The sequence below is a fragment of the Huijunlia imazamoxiresistens genome (genome assembly GCF_037132455.1).
In the GTDB taxonomy this organism is placed as follows: Bacteria; Bacteroidota; Bacteroidia; order Chitinophagales; family Chitinophagaceae; genus Flavisolibacter; species Flavisolibacter imazamoxiresistens.
Genome location: NZ_JBBBEI010000033.1, coordinates 1 through 12,244 on the forward strand (window position 1 = coordinate 1; position 12,244 = coordinate 12,244).

A 12,244-nucleotide genomic window follows, 5' to 3' on the forward strand; every position below is an offset into this window, starting at 1 on the left:
GTTTTACTCATTTGACAGGTTTAAAAGTTTACAAATATCTACTTTAATTGCCTGTCCAAAAAACCGGGAGTATTATAAAGGAATTATGGGACTCTTTGAAGAAAATGTGGAACAGCGTGATTTCCACCTTTGCCTTCATGCGTGCGGAACTAACTTTCAGCATCGGCAAGATCATCGAATACCTGGTGCTTTGCCTGTTCCGGGCCTGCGTCTACCTCGTCATGTTCCTGCAGATTGTGTTCTCGGCCATCCTGATCATCCTGGGGCCGATCTCCTTTGCCATTTCTATTCTACCGGCCTTCCGTGATGCCTACGTCACCTGGATCAGCCGCTTTATTTCTGTCTCGTTTTATTCGGGGATCGCCTACCTGGTGCTGAACGTCACCATGTCACTGGTGCTATTCTGCCTTCAACTGGAAAACAATAAGTTCAAATACCTGCTGGATTCTAACCAGGAAATCACCTTCCAGGCATGGGCCGCTTACTATTCTCCGGGCACGCTGGGGTATTTCCTGGTAGCCTTGCTGGTGGGTTCTGCCGCCATGCTGACCGTTCCCGCCATCTCTACCTGGATCGTGACCACCGCTGGAATCAGCTCGGCCGCCAGTACCGCCGGCCGCACGGTAACGGCAGGCACCACCACGGTTGTCAAAGCCGGCAAATCCATGGCCGGCATTTAATCAAGCAAAAGCAACAATATGATACGCGACATTGAGCAAAAGGTCCAACTGGCCAAACTGGTTTCCCTGGGCAGCTTTGCCTCGGCCATCATCCTGGTGATTGTCAGCTACCTGTTTTTCTTCAGCCTGATCCGCCAGGAACGCAAAAAGATCTACGTGATTGACAACGGCGTACCCCTGCTGGCCCGGCAGACCGATGTGATGGAAAACCGGCCCGTGGAATACCGGGCCAACGTCGAGCGCTTCCACTCCCTGTTCTTTACCCTGGCCGCAGACAACGAGTTCATCCAGAACCAGATGAAAAAGGCCATGTACCTCGTGGACGAAAGTGGCGTTGCGCAGTACAACAACCTGAAGGAGAGCGGTTACCTCAACAACATCATATCTTCTTCTGCGGTCCTGACCCTCTCCACTGATTCCATTGTGCTGGATGGGGGCGGCCACCATTTTACCTATTACGGCAAACAACGGATCGAGCGCCCCTCCAACCTAGTTATCCGCGCCCTGGTCACCGAAGGTTTTTTGGAAGACGTGCCACGCACGGAAAACAATCCCCACGGGGTGCTGATCCGCAACTGGAAGACTTTAAAAAATAAAGACCTCGACCATGTTGAAAAAAATAACTTTTAGCGAAAAGAAAGTCACCTTTCGGGCCATCCGGGATGACCTCCGAAACGAGTTCGGCTGGGTGATGAACGGAAGCAGGCGGAAGTTTTCTTCTTTCCTGTCCCGCTATCCCAAAGGGATTTTTCTCCTGATGATCGCCATTATTCTTGGAAGCATCGTCCTGCGCTTTACCCTGCTGCGGGGACCGGCGACACGACACGATATCCCCGGCCCTACCCTCGAAGAAGCCTTCGACACCATCCGGCAACAAAGCCGCGACCCTGCCAGGGCTATCCGCCAGCTGGAAGAGCTGATGCGGCTGCGGGCTGCCATGGAGCGTGTCCTGGCAAAGCCCAGCCTGAGCCGGGAGGACAGCATTTTTATCATCCAAACAGGGGAACAAATCAAAAACCTGCAACATGAAATCCCGACCGATTAAATTCAACCAGCCCAAATACGTGATCCCGCTGATTGCCCTGCCGTTCCTATGCCTGCTGTTTTACGCCTTCAAAAGCTTCGAGCAGCCAAAAGAAGGCAAGCAAACAGGGGCTGGCGTAGAGGATACGTCCCGCTTCAACACCCGCTTCCCAGAGCCCTCTGACAAGATCTCTTCGGGGGAGCTGAAAGACAAGTTCGAAGCCTATAAGGACCGGTTCAAGCAAGGGGCCAGTACGGACCTCCAGCACCTCGGGGCCAATGATCAAGGAGGGGACACTACAGCCGGGAGTTATACTTCCCAGGAGCTGAAGACCATGGACTCGCTGAAATCTTCTATCCTGAGCCGGCAAAGCCAGTTTGGGGCGGGCTATCCCACCAATCCTACCGGCCCTGAAGCCCCGGCAAGGCAGGAAGGCTCACAGAACAGCGAAGAGGAACTGCAGCGGGCCATCGCCGAACTGAATAGGTATTCAAACGGTCCGTCGCCAACAGGGCCGGCCCCTCGACGGCAAACGAACGCCTCCTACCCACAGGACGAAGTGGAGGGCAAAATGTCCCTGTTCCGCGCCCAAATGGCTTACCTGGATTCCCTGGAGCTGCAACGCAGCCCCGCGCCGCCTGCTGGACAAATAAAACCAGCGCCACAAAAGAAAGAGCGCACCAAGCCTTTGCCCGTAAAAAAGGTAGGCGGGCCGAACATCAGCACGTTCAATACCGTGACGCCCAACAAAACCGACCCCTACATCAAAGCAATGCTGGACGAAAACATCACCGCCACACCGGGCAGCCGGGTACGTATCCGCCTGTTGGATGATATCCAGGCAGGGGAAAACCTCATTCCCAAGGGCACCTACCTGTACGGCCTCGTATCGGGCTTCCAGTCCCAACGGGTCAACATCACTGTTACCTCGGTTATGCTGGAGGAGGAGATCGTCCCGGTGGAGCTTTACGTGTACGATAAAGATGCCCTGCTGGGCCTGTACGTGCCGGGCTCTTCCTACCGGGAATTCACCAAGGACCTGGGCAGCGGCGCCATTGAAGGCATTCCCAATACCGGCGAAAACGGCAACGAGGTGGTTACCGGGGTGGTTAACCGCGTCTTTCAGTCTACTACCACGGCCGCTTCCAGCCTGATCCGGAAGAACAAGGCCCGCCTGAAATACAGCACCATTGTTTATCTCGTCCCCAAAAAAGATACACCATGACAACAATACACAAAATTCTGACGGCTACCCTGGCCCTATGCTTTTTGGTTTCTTCCGCCCAAACGTCGGTACGCAAAGGGGGAACGCCGACACAAAAGCGTACCGCCTCCCCAGCCGCCACAGCAAAAAAAAGCCCGCCGGCAAAAAACCTTTCTTCGACCAGCACATCGGCGGCGGCGGGGCCGGTTGCCGATACGGCCAAACAAATGCGGTTGGCAGTGGTTTATATCAACAAGGACGTGACCACGCATTTCATCTCCCCCGAGCCCATCCAGTACGTGGACATCTCGACTAACAAGGTGCAGGGGGACCTGCCGGTAAAGACCATCCTGCGCCTGAAACCCGTGGCGGAAAACATACCCGCGGAAACCTCCACGGTGACCATCGTTGGCCAGAAGTACTTTATGCAGTACAAACTGGTGTACGCCCCGGCGGACAGGGCCAGCACCCAGGTGACCATCGAGCCCCTGAAGATCACGCCCATCACGCTGCCGGAATATTCCCTGTCCACGGAAGATTTCTACCGTTTCAGCATCAACGTGCTGAAAAAGAAGCCCTCTTACCACAACGTGGCGGCCAAGGCCTACCGGATGGAAGCCCGCCTGAACAATATTTTTACCGTGGGGGAATACTTCTTTATCGACCTGTCCTTCCGCAACAAATCCCGTATCCGCTACGACGTGGACGCGGTGCGGTTCAAGATCCGGGACAAGAAAATTGTCAAGGCTACCAACTCCCAGGACGTGGAGATCAAGCCGGTCTACCTCCTCAACAACCCGAAGAACTTTAAAAATCAGTACCGCAACGTCTTCGTGTTCCATAAGTTCACTTTTCCGGACAACAAGGTCCTGTCCGTAGAGCTGTCTGAAAAGCAGATCTCCGGGCGGGTGATCACCCTTTCGATTGATTATTCCGACATTTTAAACGCTGACCAGTTATGAAACCGCTTAGCCGCCTTTGGATCAGTGCCTTTTTCAGTTGCTTTTTCCTGCAGGCAGCCAGCCAGGCAGGCTATCGTTATGCAGGCGCCTACGGCGGGGACTATTACCAACACAGCTATTTTGGGGGCTTGTTCCTGGACATAGCCCGGGAGGACCACGGTGCTTACAGCTTTTTTGTGGAAGGTCGCCGTTACCACCGCTCCCTGCCGGTGCTGTCCAAAGAAACAACAGAAGTTCGGGAGGAGCACTATGCTATATTGGGAGGTGTGGCGTACAAAAAGATCCTGCTGCGCCGAAAAAACAACTCCTTTCGCTTCCTGCTGGCAGCCACGGCAGGCACCACCGCCGGCACTTTTGTTGTCGGCCCGCAGGCAGGCCTGGAGTTTACCCACAGCTTTGCCGGCGGCTGGGAACTGCTGCTGCAGCCCAGGGGCGGCTACCTCTTCCGCGCTCCGGGAAAAAACGGGTACGCGGGCCTGGGCGCCGGCATCCGGCTGCCCGTAAACTAACACCCTTTTCTTACACCCTTAAATTCCTGCGCCATGAATGTATACCTGCCCACACTTTTGTCCAGCCTGGTGGTCATCGTCCTGGTGTCCCTGCTGAACAACCTTTGCTTTGTGGCCTATGCCCGCCTGCGCCTCAAATGGCTGGAAAAGAAAAACCTGGTCAAAGAACTGGGAGAAGAAGTACAAAATTCCCATGACCTGATCCGCCAACAAAAGGAAGTGATCGAAGAGCTGCGCAGGCAGCTCGAAGCAGCTCCCGCCGCTCCATTGACCCAAGACTAAATGAAACCGCTATGGAAGACTCCAGAGCACGGCAAAAGCTGCACCTGCTGCTGCAGGGAGCCGCCTATGGGATGATCACCCTGGAAATCGCTATTCTTTTTTACAGCGGGGCGCCTTGGTGGGGGCACGGGACCTTCCTGCTGGAAAAGCTCGCGAAGCTGCCCATTTACCGCTCCGTTTTCTATAGCAAGCTGTTTATCCTGCTGCTCCTTACCTTGGCAGGCATGGGATCCTTGTGGCGGAAGAACCCGGACCTGGACCCCAAAACCAGGATTGCCCTGCCCCTGTTCTCTGGCCTTTTGCTGTTCTTTGGCAGCACGCTATTTTTCTTTTTCAACCGGCCTCCCTTTTTCTTCAGCTTTGTAACCTGGTTCGAGGCCGGCTATATCCTTTCTTCCTTTACCGGCGCAGTACTGGTGCACATCGGCATGGCCAATATTTCCTGCCTGGTGAAAGCCCGCATCGGGACCGACCGCTGGAACGTGGAAAACGAATCCTTCGAGCAGCCCCTGCGAAGAATAGACACCCCTTACTCCATTAACCTGCCCCTTCAGTTTTATTTCAAGGGGCGGGTGCGGCGGGGCTGGGTTAATATCCTCAATCCCTTCCGCGGCAGCCTAGTCATCGGCACACCGGGATCGGGAAAATCCTTTTCCGTCGTCCATCCCTTTATCCGGCAACTGCTGGCCAAGGGCTTTTCCATGCTGGTCTACGACTACAAGTTCCCGGACCTGGCCGAGATCGCCTACCTGCACTACCTGTGGGGCAAAAAGGGCGGCGCCCTGAAGGACTACCGCTTCCATGTCATTAACCTGGGCGAGCTGGAAAAAAGCCGGCGGGTCAACCCCCTCAAAGCCGACTACATTACCTCCCTGGCCGATGCGGCCGAAACCGCCGAATCCCTGGTGGAAGCCCTGCGCAAAGGTGAAAAAGGAGGCGGCAACGACCAGTTCTTCCACCAGTCGGCCATCAACTTCCTGGCGTCAGTGATCTTCTTTCTGAGCCGCTACAAGGGCGGCCGCTTTTCCAGCCTGGCCCATGTGCTGGCCTTCGTAAACCGGCCCTACGAGGACATATTCGCGGTCCTGTTTTCCGAACCGGAACTCCAAAGTCTCCTTTCCCCTTTCCAGTCCGCATTTCAGAACCGGGCGTTCGACCAGCTGGAGGGACAGGTCGGTACCCTGAAAATCAACATCTCCCGCCTGGCCACGAAAGAAACCTTCTGGGTGTTCTCCGGTGATGACGTGGACCTAAGGATTAGCAATCCGGAACATCCCTCCGTACTAGTGCTGGCCAATGACCCCAACAACCAGAACATCAACAGCGCCTGCTATTCGGTGGTCCTGAACCGCCTGGCGCGACTGGTAAACTCCCGGGGCAACCTGCCCTGCGCCCTGGTACTTGACGAGGTGCCGACCCTCTACCTCCACCGGGTGGAAAACCTGATGGCCACAGCCCGCAGCAACCGGGTGGCAGTGCTGATGGGCCTGCAGGAACTACCCCAGTTCCGCCTGCAATACGGCAAGGAAGCCGCCCAGACCATCGTCTCGGTGGTGGGCAACATCCTGTCAGGATCGGCCCGGGACCGCGAAACCCTGGACTGGCTGGAAAAACTGTTTGGCAAAAGCAAGCAGGTCTCCGCCGGCCTGTCCATCGACCGCAGCAAAACCTCCCTGAACCGCAGCGAACGGATGGACCCGCTCATTCCGGGCAGCAAGATCGCCCACCTCCGCTCCGGGGAGCTGGTGGGGCTGATCGCCCAGGAAGCCGACGACTCCTTTAACGGCCGGTTCTGCACCTCGGCTTTCAACGGCCGGATCAACATAAACATGGAAGAGATAAAAAGAGAGCGGGCGCACTACAGGACAACCCCTATTTTCTATAATTTCGGGACAGATGAGCAAAAAAGCAGGCTGCTGACCGAAAACTTCCTGAGGATTACCCGGGAGATTGGTCAAATCATCTACCATTGCAAACAAACCACTAATACCCATTAAAGATGCTGTCGATCCAGGAAATAGGAAACAGGCTGAAGGCCCTCCGCCAGAAAGCGGGGTTGTCGCAGGAGGAGCTGGCGGAACAATGCGAAACGAGCCAGAACATTATTTCCCGCATGGAACTGGGGGAAGGCGGCAGTTTGAAGATGCTGCTGACGATGATCAACTTTTACAAGTCCAAATTCAACATGGACGGCTTCCTTTCCGACCACTTTTCCCCAGATACCATCCTGGAGAGCGGCAGCTCCAACACGTACCGCAGCATCGCCCAGGAGCGACTCCGTTCACTATTGGAACGAAAGGAACGGGCGGACGAGCAGGAGCTTCGGGACCTAAAGGACCTGCTGCACCTGTTGGAAACAGTCAGCGTAGTATAAGCTTTTTGGGAGACCCTTTTTGGGCCAGCTGCGCCCGGCAAAGCGCCAGCAGGTAGGGAACCGGGTCCACGCAGCGGTTTTGGATACGGAGGGTAAAATGAAGGTGTTCTCCCGTGACTCTGCCGGTAGCACCAGTTATGCCAATTGCCTGGCCCCCGGCTACCAAATCGGCTTCCTGTACCAGTAGTTGAGACAAATGCCCATACACGCTGGTGAGTTCGCCGTGCCTCACCCGGACAAAGTTACCTAGGCGGGGATCATAACCCCTTTCCTGAACCAGGCCGGGCAGGATGCTGTAGACCGAGTCCCTTTGGGCGGCTAGGTCAATACCGGAATGAAACTTCCGATTTCCTTCCAGGGGGTGCTTCCGGTAACCAAAGCGACTGGTCAGTTTCAGCTCCCGGAGGGGTAGGGAAAGAACGGCCCCGGACGGGAAAAGCTGCTGTCCGGGAGAAGGTATATTCCTTTTCTCCATTTTCCTGGCAGCACTATCCTTTTTCGCCAATACGGGTAAAGGATCGGCAAGAATCAACGACGTATCCGGTGCAGGCTGCAGGGGCATCTCCCCGCGAATCGTATTGAATAGTTGGGTAAATGCTGGCAAGCTAGAAAAAACCAAACAGGACGTTAGTATAATTATTTTCGCGAAAGGCATTTTTCATTCAAGTCATTTGTAAAATTATTAAATTTAGGTCAAATATGTTTAAGATGAAATTCGAAGCACAAGAACTGCCTTTCGACCAATTTAAACAGATCGGCTTCGACCGGGACCGGGTCCTTAAACTTCCCAGCGTGGAGCTGTCTGCCCTGTTGTCAGGACGCAGGACGAGCCTGATCCATATCAAGGAAATCCAGGTGGAGGGCGGCGGAGTCATCCCGGACCTGGACGTAAAGCTAAGCCTGGGGCGCAACCCGGACGGCGCCGCTGTCCTGCGTTACCATCCCGTCCTGAACGAACCACCCAATGTCTTTAACCTCTCGGCCGAAGAAATGGAGGACCTGGTGCAAAACCGCAGGGACACCCTTGAAAAAGAATTCACCTGGTCCAACGGGCGAAGGGAAAACTTCCTGGTCCAGTATGACCCGGAAACCCGGGAATTCGTAGGCAAACCCATTTCCGACATCGTCCTTCCCCGGCAGATCAACAACATCACCCTTACCGAAGGGCAGCGGGAGGACTGGTGCCACGGGCGCACCGTGGAAGTAGGGGGCGAAAAGATTCGCCTGGACTTGAGAAACGTACTGGGCTTTTCTGGCAAGGCTTCAACCTTTGTCTTGGACAATGGCCTCAAAATTTCGGTGGCGGGACTGCTCCAGGAGGTAGAAAAATACCAGAAACAGGCGCCCGGGCGTGGGGAAAAGCCTTCCGCACCCAAGCACTCCCAGCAAAACAGGGGTCCTCACCGCTAACTTCTGGCCCCCCACCTCCTTTCGCATACCTTCAAAAAGGAGTTCATGGACAACAGTTTTTCCCAAAAGGAAACCAATGCCCATACCTCCGGGTCTTCAGGGCATTCTACTCCGCCGGCAGCGGCCACGGGCAGGAACAGGGAGGTTGTCACCAAAAGGACTGTACCCAGCGAGGAACCTGACTGTGGGCAACCTTGCGTTTTTTCCCTGGGGGACTGGAGCTGCCACCCTCCTTCCCTGCCCGGGCTGGGCTACCTTAGGGAGGAGCGGAAAATCACTCCCGAAACCCTCCGGCTTTTCCTTCCTTTTATACGGACCGTTTCCTATACTCGCTGGTGGTCCGGGAACCAAAGCCTGGCGTTTCCCTTTACCCTGCCGGGCAGCGAGGCGGAGATTGTTGGCCTGGAGCTGGAGCACTACCAATTCCGGGGCAACGCCCCAGGAACGGACCGGCAGGAAGGCTGCTGGTGCGCCCGTTTCTCCTGCCCTTCCAATATTTCGGATATTTTTCTTTTTGAGGCCGCTGTCGACGCCCTTAGTTTTTTTGAACTTTACCACCAAAAGCTGCTGGTGGAGAATTGCGCCTTTGTTTCCTTGGGTGGTTCCCCTGCGCAGGGCCAGCTCCTCCGCCTGGCAGCCGCTTTCCCCGGCGCCCGTTTTACCACCGGGTTCACCAATGATTTCCAGGGCAATCTCTACGATATTGAAGTCGCATGTATCCTAATGAATAAAGAGTACTCCGTTTTAAAAAATGACGGCCACCTTACCATCACCCTGGATGGCAGGGAATACCCGCTCGATCCGGCCACCTGCTCCCTGGCTGCCTTCCGCAGGAAAACCGGCCTTAGGCCCATTTTAAAGGCCCTGAAGCCGGTGCAAGCCCGGAGCTTCAACCAGATGCACGTTAACCGAAAAACAGCCCGTTATGAGCCAAAAACAGGATACACTGATCATTAGACCCACCCCGGCCTATGCCTTAATACAGGCAACTCCAACCCTGCTTCTTTTCTTATTCAGCAGCATAGCCCATGCTTACTTGCACATGCTCCCCCTGCTGGGCTTTTCTTTTGTATTCCTGCTGGCTTTCGCCTACCAATATGCCTGCACCCGGGCCCAGGTGTTTTATATCACCGCCGACCAGATCAAATCCCAAAAAGGAATTTTCTCCCGGCGTACCGATTACCTGGAGCTGTACCGGGTCCGGGATTTTGTAGTGAAGCAAAGCCTGCTGATGCGGGTATTCCGGATCATGAATTTCACCATGATCACTACCGACCTCACCTCACCCTTCTTTTCCATGACAGGCATTCCTTTTTCAGATCTTCCTGACAGGGTTCGCCAAATGGTGCTGAATTGCAGACGGAACAACCGGGTCTACACGCTTGACGATCAATAACATTACCTCACTCTAAACTCTTCTTTTATGAAACGGATGATTCAACTCTGCCTTTTTTCCCTCTTGTGGGCCACAGGCTGTAAAAAATCAACCGATGGGGAAAAAACCGCCTCCTTCAAGGTCGAGGTAATTCAGCGAGGAAACTATAAAGATTATGTGCGTGAGCTCACTTTGGCGCCGTCTATGGTTTACCAGAATTCGGGAAAATCAGCCACCCTTCTTATCGATGAAGATATTTCAGATACGGCATACACTTTTGTTTCTCCGGAACCTTTAGTTCATCTTGAATGCTCTTTTCATTACGGATGGACTGGCAACTACAATCAGTCAGCACAAGTCCAATTTAAGTTTTACCGAAATAATACGCTTATCGATTCCTCATTAGTGAACCTTATGCCGGTAAATGAAGGGCAGTTGATTTCCAAAGAGTGGACTTTCAAGCCGTAAAGGTTAACTGCTTAAGATGAATAATATTAAATAATTTAAATTGGGTGTATAAATTGAGGAAGATGAAAATAAAGGTTTTATTATACAGCTTGCTTTTCTTTCTTACCGCCTGCTCTCCTGCCCCTCAAAAAATCGCTGACAAATTTTTTGATGACCTTAATTATAAAAAGCTTGAAAGCGCTCTCAAAGTTTGTACACCGGAAATGAAAACTGCTGTCACTAACCTGTTTGCCTCATATACCACCCGAAATATGAACGAATACTTTGAACATGAAGTAGTAGAAGAACATACCGTCGGGGACCTGTCTATGGTCAAAGTTAAAATGATAGTAAAAGGAAAACCTGATAAGTTTATCAAGGTGAAAATGATAAAAAGCAATGGGAAATGGCTTGTTGCGGGATTAAACTAATCATAAATTTAGCTTGCAGTTTCTGCTTTGCAATTAACTAATCAAATCAAAGGTCTACTGGCGGCAATAAGTGCTTTTTGCGCTAAAAATTCAATAAGCCTAAGATCAAAATCCATTTCCATTACTTCTTTTGAAAATGGCAATAATAGATCAAAGTTTTCATCATCCTTCGAGTGTACTACTCTACAGCGAATCTCATAAATACGAAGGGCAACATCCATTCGTATGTCATTATCCGGAGAATTAAAATTTATCATTTGCTTAGCTATTCCCCTATTCTTTTTTTGTTGATCGAAAAAATCTCTACGAGAGGAATCTTCATTAAAAAAGTCAAGCAGCGCTTGCTGATCAACTATCCCTTGAATTGTAGCTTTAAGCTGAGAACGTTCATCACCTATAGTTCGCCCTTTACTAGAAAATTTAATAAGGTTTACAATATGAGCTACATCGGCCTCCTTATTAACATCAAACAATGGATTCTTTATAAAATTTTTAATTTTTCTCCTAGCCTCATCCAAAGAATACACAGGAAAATAAAATTCTAAAATTTGGTAAAAGCCTAAATATTGCAATAATGGCATTTCTGATGAAGTCCTGGCATACATGTATAAAGAAAGTGGCGCCGCATCATACTCAAACTTAGGGCTAGAAAAGGTCACTTTATCACCATAAGTAAGGGATTGAATGTCCATTTTCCTTTGAAACCGCCTCGGTAATGCTAACTTCAAAGGGACACTAGTTAATAAATCAAAATGAAAAAAGATCGAATTCGAAAACCTTAACAATAGTTCCACTGCTTCCTTATGGGTTACAGCTGACGTTCCTTCCAATCGAATTGTGAAAGTTCTATTATTCATTTGGTTATACAGCTTCCTTTGGAGATACTCCAATAATTCATATTGATAGCTACAATCACCCAATGAAATTTTTAATCCATTCTTTAGGGGAGGATACTCAATGACTTTCCTTTCCTTTCGTTTATCCGGAAGGTTATGAACTGTAAATGCTTTAAATACATTCGAAGCTTCAAACATTCTAATTTCCTCCTGAAAAAAGATGCTTGCTTGCTCATTGTCTAACTCACATTCTATTATAGCAAGCTCCTTAGATCATATTCCCTCATAGCCATTTAAGAATCTAAATTTCTCTATCCCAGCTAATTCTATCTCAGAAAGATTATCGTTATCAGAAATAAAGATGGTTTTAAACTCCCTTTCTTGGGGAATTGCAACTTTGATACTTTTATGCGTATTCTTATAAATTTGACTATCCGTCCCCAACGTTTGGGAAATTCGTTCTAAAAGCTCGACTACACACCCTTGTGCTTCAAACCTTTTCTTTAAAACCTCAATCGGATCCATTCATTTTAATATTTTAACAACAATAGCAATTCACCAAGACAGGATTTGACGCCTAACGTCATACTGCTTGCCGAAGTAGCGGCATTGGCAGCACAGGCTTTGAAGTAAGCTCTAAAGTAAACAAATTGTTCGTTAGCCTCATAGTTAATTTTCAGCAGTTGTTTTGGCAAGCAAATGTTGTACAT

Annotated in this window: 17 protein-coding genes; 14 read left to right on the forward strand and 3 right to left on the reverse strand. The window is 51.3% G+C overall.

Annotated elements, in window-relative coordinates; translation table 11 throughout:
• The first annotated feature begins 104 nt into the window (after positions 1 to 104).
• From V9K67_RS23880 to V9K67_RS23920, 9 genes are read left to right on the forward strand one after another with little or no spacing between them, the layout of a single operon-like run.
• Positions 105 to 680 carry a TraJ family protein gene (locus tag V9K67_RS23880; protein ID WP_489753314.1) on the forward strand — a complete coding sequence of 192 codons (576 nt, stop codon included), beginning with the start codon at positions 105 to 107 and terminating at the stop codon, positions 678 to 680.
• 18 nt (positions 681 to 698) lie between these two features.
• The gene (traK, locus tag V9K67_RS23885) at positions 699 to 1,310 is read left to right on the forward strand and encodes a conjugative transposon protein TraK (RefSeq protein ID WP_336727055.1); all 612 of its coding nucleotides are present in this window, start codon (positions 699 to 701) and stop codon (positions 1,308 to 1,310) included.
• A complete protein-coding gene (locus tag V9K67_RS23890; RefSeq protein ID WP_336727056.1) occupies positions 1,288 to 1,725 on the forward strand; it encodes a hypothetical protein in 438 nt (145 codons plus the stop codon). The genes traK and V9K67_RS23890 overlap by 23 nt, the downstream gene beginning before the upstream one ends.
• Entirely contained in the window at positions 1,706 to 2,929 is a 1,224-nt protein-coding gene (gene traM / locus V9K67_RS23895; protein ID WP_336727058.1) for a conjugative transposon protein TraM, read from the forward strand. The genes V9K67_RS23890 and traM overlap by 20 nt, the downstream gene beginning before the upstream one ends.
• Positions 2,926 to 3,870 (forward strand): conjugative transposon protein TraN, encoded by a 945-nt coding sequence (gene traN / locus V9K67_RS23900; RefSeq protein WP_336727060.1) that lies wholly within the window; start codon positions 2,926 to 2,928, stop codon positions 3,868 to 3,870. Before traM ends, traN begins: the two co-directional genes overlap by 4 nt.
• Positions 3,867 to 4,379 carry a hypothetical protein gene (locus V9K67_RS23905; protein ID WP_336727062.1) on the forward strand — a complete coding sequence of 171 codons (513 nt, stop codon included), beginning with the start codon at positions 3,867 to 3,869 and terminating at the stop codon, positions 4,377 to 4,379. The genes traN and V9K67_RS23905 overlap by 4 nt, the downstream gene beginning before the upstream one ends.
• Before the next feature lie 33 nt (positions 4,380 to 4,412).
• Positions 4,413 to 4,661, forward strand: coding sequence for a hypothetical protein (locus V9K67_RS23910; RefSeq protein WP_336727063.1), 249 nt, complete (start codon positions 4,413 to 4,415; stop codon positions 4,659 to 4,661).
• A gap of 11 nt (positions 4,662 to 4,672) precedes the next feature.
• The gene (locus tag V9K67_RS23915; protein ID WP_336727066.1) at positions 4,673 to 6,658 is read left to right on the forward strand and encodes a type IV secretory system conjugative DNA transfer family protein; all 1,986 of its coding nucleotides are present in this window, start codon (positions 4,673 to 4,675) and stop codon (positions 6,656 to 6,658) included.
• Positions 6,659 to 6,660: 2 nt separating this feature from the next.
• Entirely contained in the window at positions 6,661 to 7,035 is a 375-nt protein-coding gene (locus tag V9K67_RS23920) for a helix-turn-helix domain-containing protein (RefSeq protein WP_336727068.1), read from the forward strand.
• Here the strand turns inward: V9K67_RS23920 and V9K67_RS27220 are convergent.
• Positions 7,022 to 7,690 (reverse strand): M23 family metallopeptidase, encoded by a 669-nt coding sequence (locus V9K67_RS27220; protein ID WP_414696804.1) that lies wholly within the window; start codon positions 7,688 to 7,690, stop codon positions 7,022 to 7,024. The two genes, V9K67_RS23920 and V9K67_RS27220, sit on opposite strands and share 14 nt — an antisense overlap.
• A gap of 44 nt (positions 7,691 to 7,734) precedes the next feature.
• Here V9K67_RS27220 and V9K67_RS23925 point away from each other — a divergent pair, with 44 nt between their 5' ends.
• From V9K67_RS23925 to V9K67_RS23945, 5 genes are all read left to right on the forward strand, one after another.
• Positions 7,735 to 8,445 (forward strand): DUF4099 domain-containing protein, encoded by a 711-nt coding sequence (locus tag V9K67_RS23925; protein ID WP_336727070.1) that lies wholly within the window; start codon positions 7,735 to 7,737, stop codon positions 8,443 to 8,445.
• Positions 8,446 to 8,490: 45 nt separating this feature from the next.
• On the forward strand, positions 8,491 to 9,402 hold the full coding sequence (locus tag V9K67_RS23930; RefSeq protein ID WP_336727071.1) for a hypothetical protein: 912 nt from the start codon (positions 8,491 to 8,493) through the stop codon (positions 9,400 to 9,402).
• Positions 9,371 to 9,841 (forward strand): PH domain-containing protein, encoded by a 471-nt coding sequence (locus V9K67_RS23935; RefSeq protein ID WP_336727073.1) that lies wholly within the window; start codon positions 9,371 to 9,373, stop codon positions 9,839 to 9,841. Before V9K67_RS23930 ends, V9K67_RS23935 begins: the two co-directional genes overlap by 32 nt.
• 27 nt (positions 9,842 to 9,868) lie before the next feature.
• The gene (locus V9K67_RS23940) at positions 9,869 to 10,288 is read left to right on the forward strand and encodes a hypothetical protein (protein ID WP_336727076.1); all 420 of its coding nucleotides are present in this window, start codon (positions 9,869 to 9,871) and stop codon (positions 10,286 to 10,288) included.
• Positions 10,289 to 10,350: 62 nt separating this feature from the next.
• Entirely contained in the window at positions 10,351 to 10,698 is a 348-nt protein-coding gene (locus tag V9K67_RS23945) for a nuclear transport factor 2 family protein (RefSeq protein ID WP_336727077.1), read from the forward strand.
• Positions 10,699 to 10,739: 41 nt separating this feature from the next.
• Here V9K67_RS23945 and V9K67_RS23950 read toward each other — a convergent pair whose 3' ends face one another.
• Positions 10,740 to 11,732, reverse strand: coding sequence for a hypothetical protein (locus tag V9K67_RS23950; RefSeq protein ID WP_336727078.1), 993 nt, complete (start codon positions 11,730 to 11,732; stop codon positions 10,740 to 10,742).
• Positions 11,733 to 11,807: 75 nt separating this feature from the next.
• Positions 11,808 to 12,059, reverse strand: a complete 252-nt coding sequence (locus tag V9K67_RS23955) for a hypothetical protein (RefSeq protein ID WP_336727079.1) — start codon at positions 12,057 to 12,059, stop codon at positions 11,808 to 11,810.
• Between the last annotated feature and the right edge of the window lie 185 nt (positions 12,060 to 12,244).

Bases quoted from the DNA above. Each gene is read 5' to 3' on its own strand.
- V9K67_RS23880 (WP_489753314.1), top strand. From the start codon at position 105: ATGTGGAACAGCGTGATTTCCACCTTTGCCTTCATGCGTGCGGAACTA.
- traK (WP_336727055.1), top strand. From the start codon at position 699: ATGATACGCGACATTGAGCAAAAGGTCCAACTGGCCAAACTGGTTTCC.
- V9K67_RS23890 (WP_336727056.1), top strand. From the start codon at position 1,288: ATGTTGAAAAAAATAACTTTTAGCGAAAAGAAAGTCACCTTTCGGGCC.
- traM (WP_336727058.1), top strand. From the start codon at position 1,706: ATGAAATCCCGACCGATTAAATTCAACCAGCCCAAATACGTGATCCCG.
- traN (WP_336727060.1), top strand. From the start codon at position 2,926: ATGACAACAATACACAAAATTCTGACGGCTACCCTGGCCCTATGCTTT.
- V9K67_RS23905 (WP_336727062.1), top strand. From the start codon at position 3,867: ATGAAACCGCTTAGCCGCCTTTGGATCAGTGCCTTTTTCAGTTGCTTT.
- V9K67_RS23910 (WP_336727063.1), top strand. From the start codon at position 4,413: ATGAATGTATACCTGCCCACACTTTTGTCCAGCCTGGTGGTCATCGTC.
- V9K67_RS23915 (WP_336727066.1), top strand. From the start codon at position 4,673: ATGGAAGACTCCAGAGCACGGCAAAAGCTGCACCTGCTGCTGCAGGGA.
- V9K67_RS23920 (WP_336727068.1), top strand. From the start codon at position 6,661: ATGCTGTCGATCCAGGAAATAGGAAACAGGCTGAAGGCCCTCCGCCAG.
- V9K67_RS27220 (WP_414696804.1), bottom strand. From the start codon at position 7,690: ATGCCTTTCGCGAAAATAATTATACTAACGTCCTGTTTGGTTTTTTCT.
- V9K67_RS23925 (WP_336727070.1), top strand. From the start codon at position 7,735: ATGTTTAAGATGAAATTCGAAGCACAAGAACTGCCTTTCGACCAATTT.
- V9K67_RS23930 (WP_336727071.1), top strand. From the start codon at position 8,491: ATGGACAACAGTTTTTCCCAAAAGGAAACCAATGCCCATACCTCCGGG.
- V9K67_RS23935 (WP_336727073.1), top strand. From the start codon at position 9,371: ATGAGCCAAAAACAGGATACACTGATCATTAGACCCACCCCGGCCTAT.
- V9K67_RS23940 (WP_336727076.1), top strand. From the start codon at position 9,869: ATGAAACGGATGATTCAACTCTGCCTTTTTTCCCTCTTGTGGGCCACA.
- V9K67_RS23945 (WP_336727077.1), top strand. From the start codon at position 10,351: ATGAAAATAAAGGTTTTATTATACAGCTTGCTTTTCTTTCTTACCGCC.
- V9K67_RS23950 (WP_336727078.1), bottom strand. From the start codon at position 11,732: ATGTTTGAAGCTTCGAATGTATTTAAAGCATTTACAGTTCATAACCTT.
- V9K67_RS23955 (WP_336727079.1), bottom strand. From the start codon at position 12,059: ATGGATCCGATTGAGGTTTTAAAGAAAAGGTTTGAAGCACAAGGGTGT.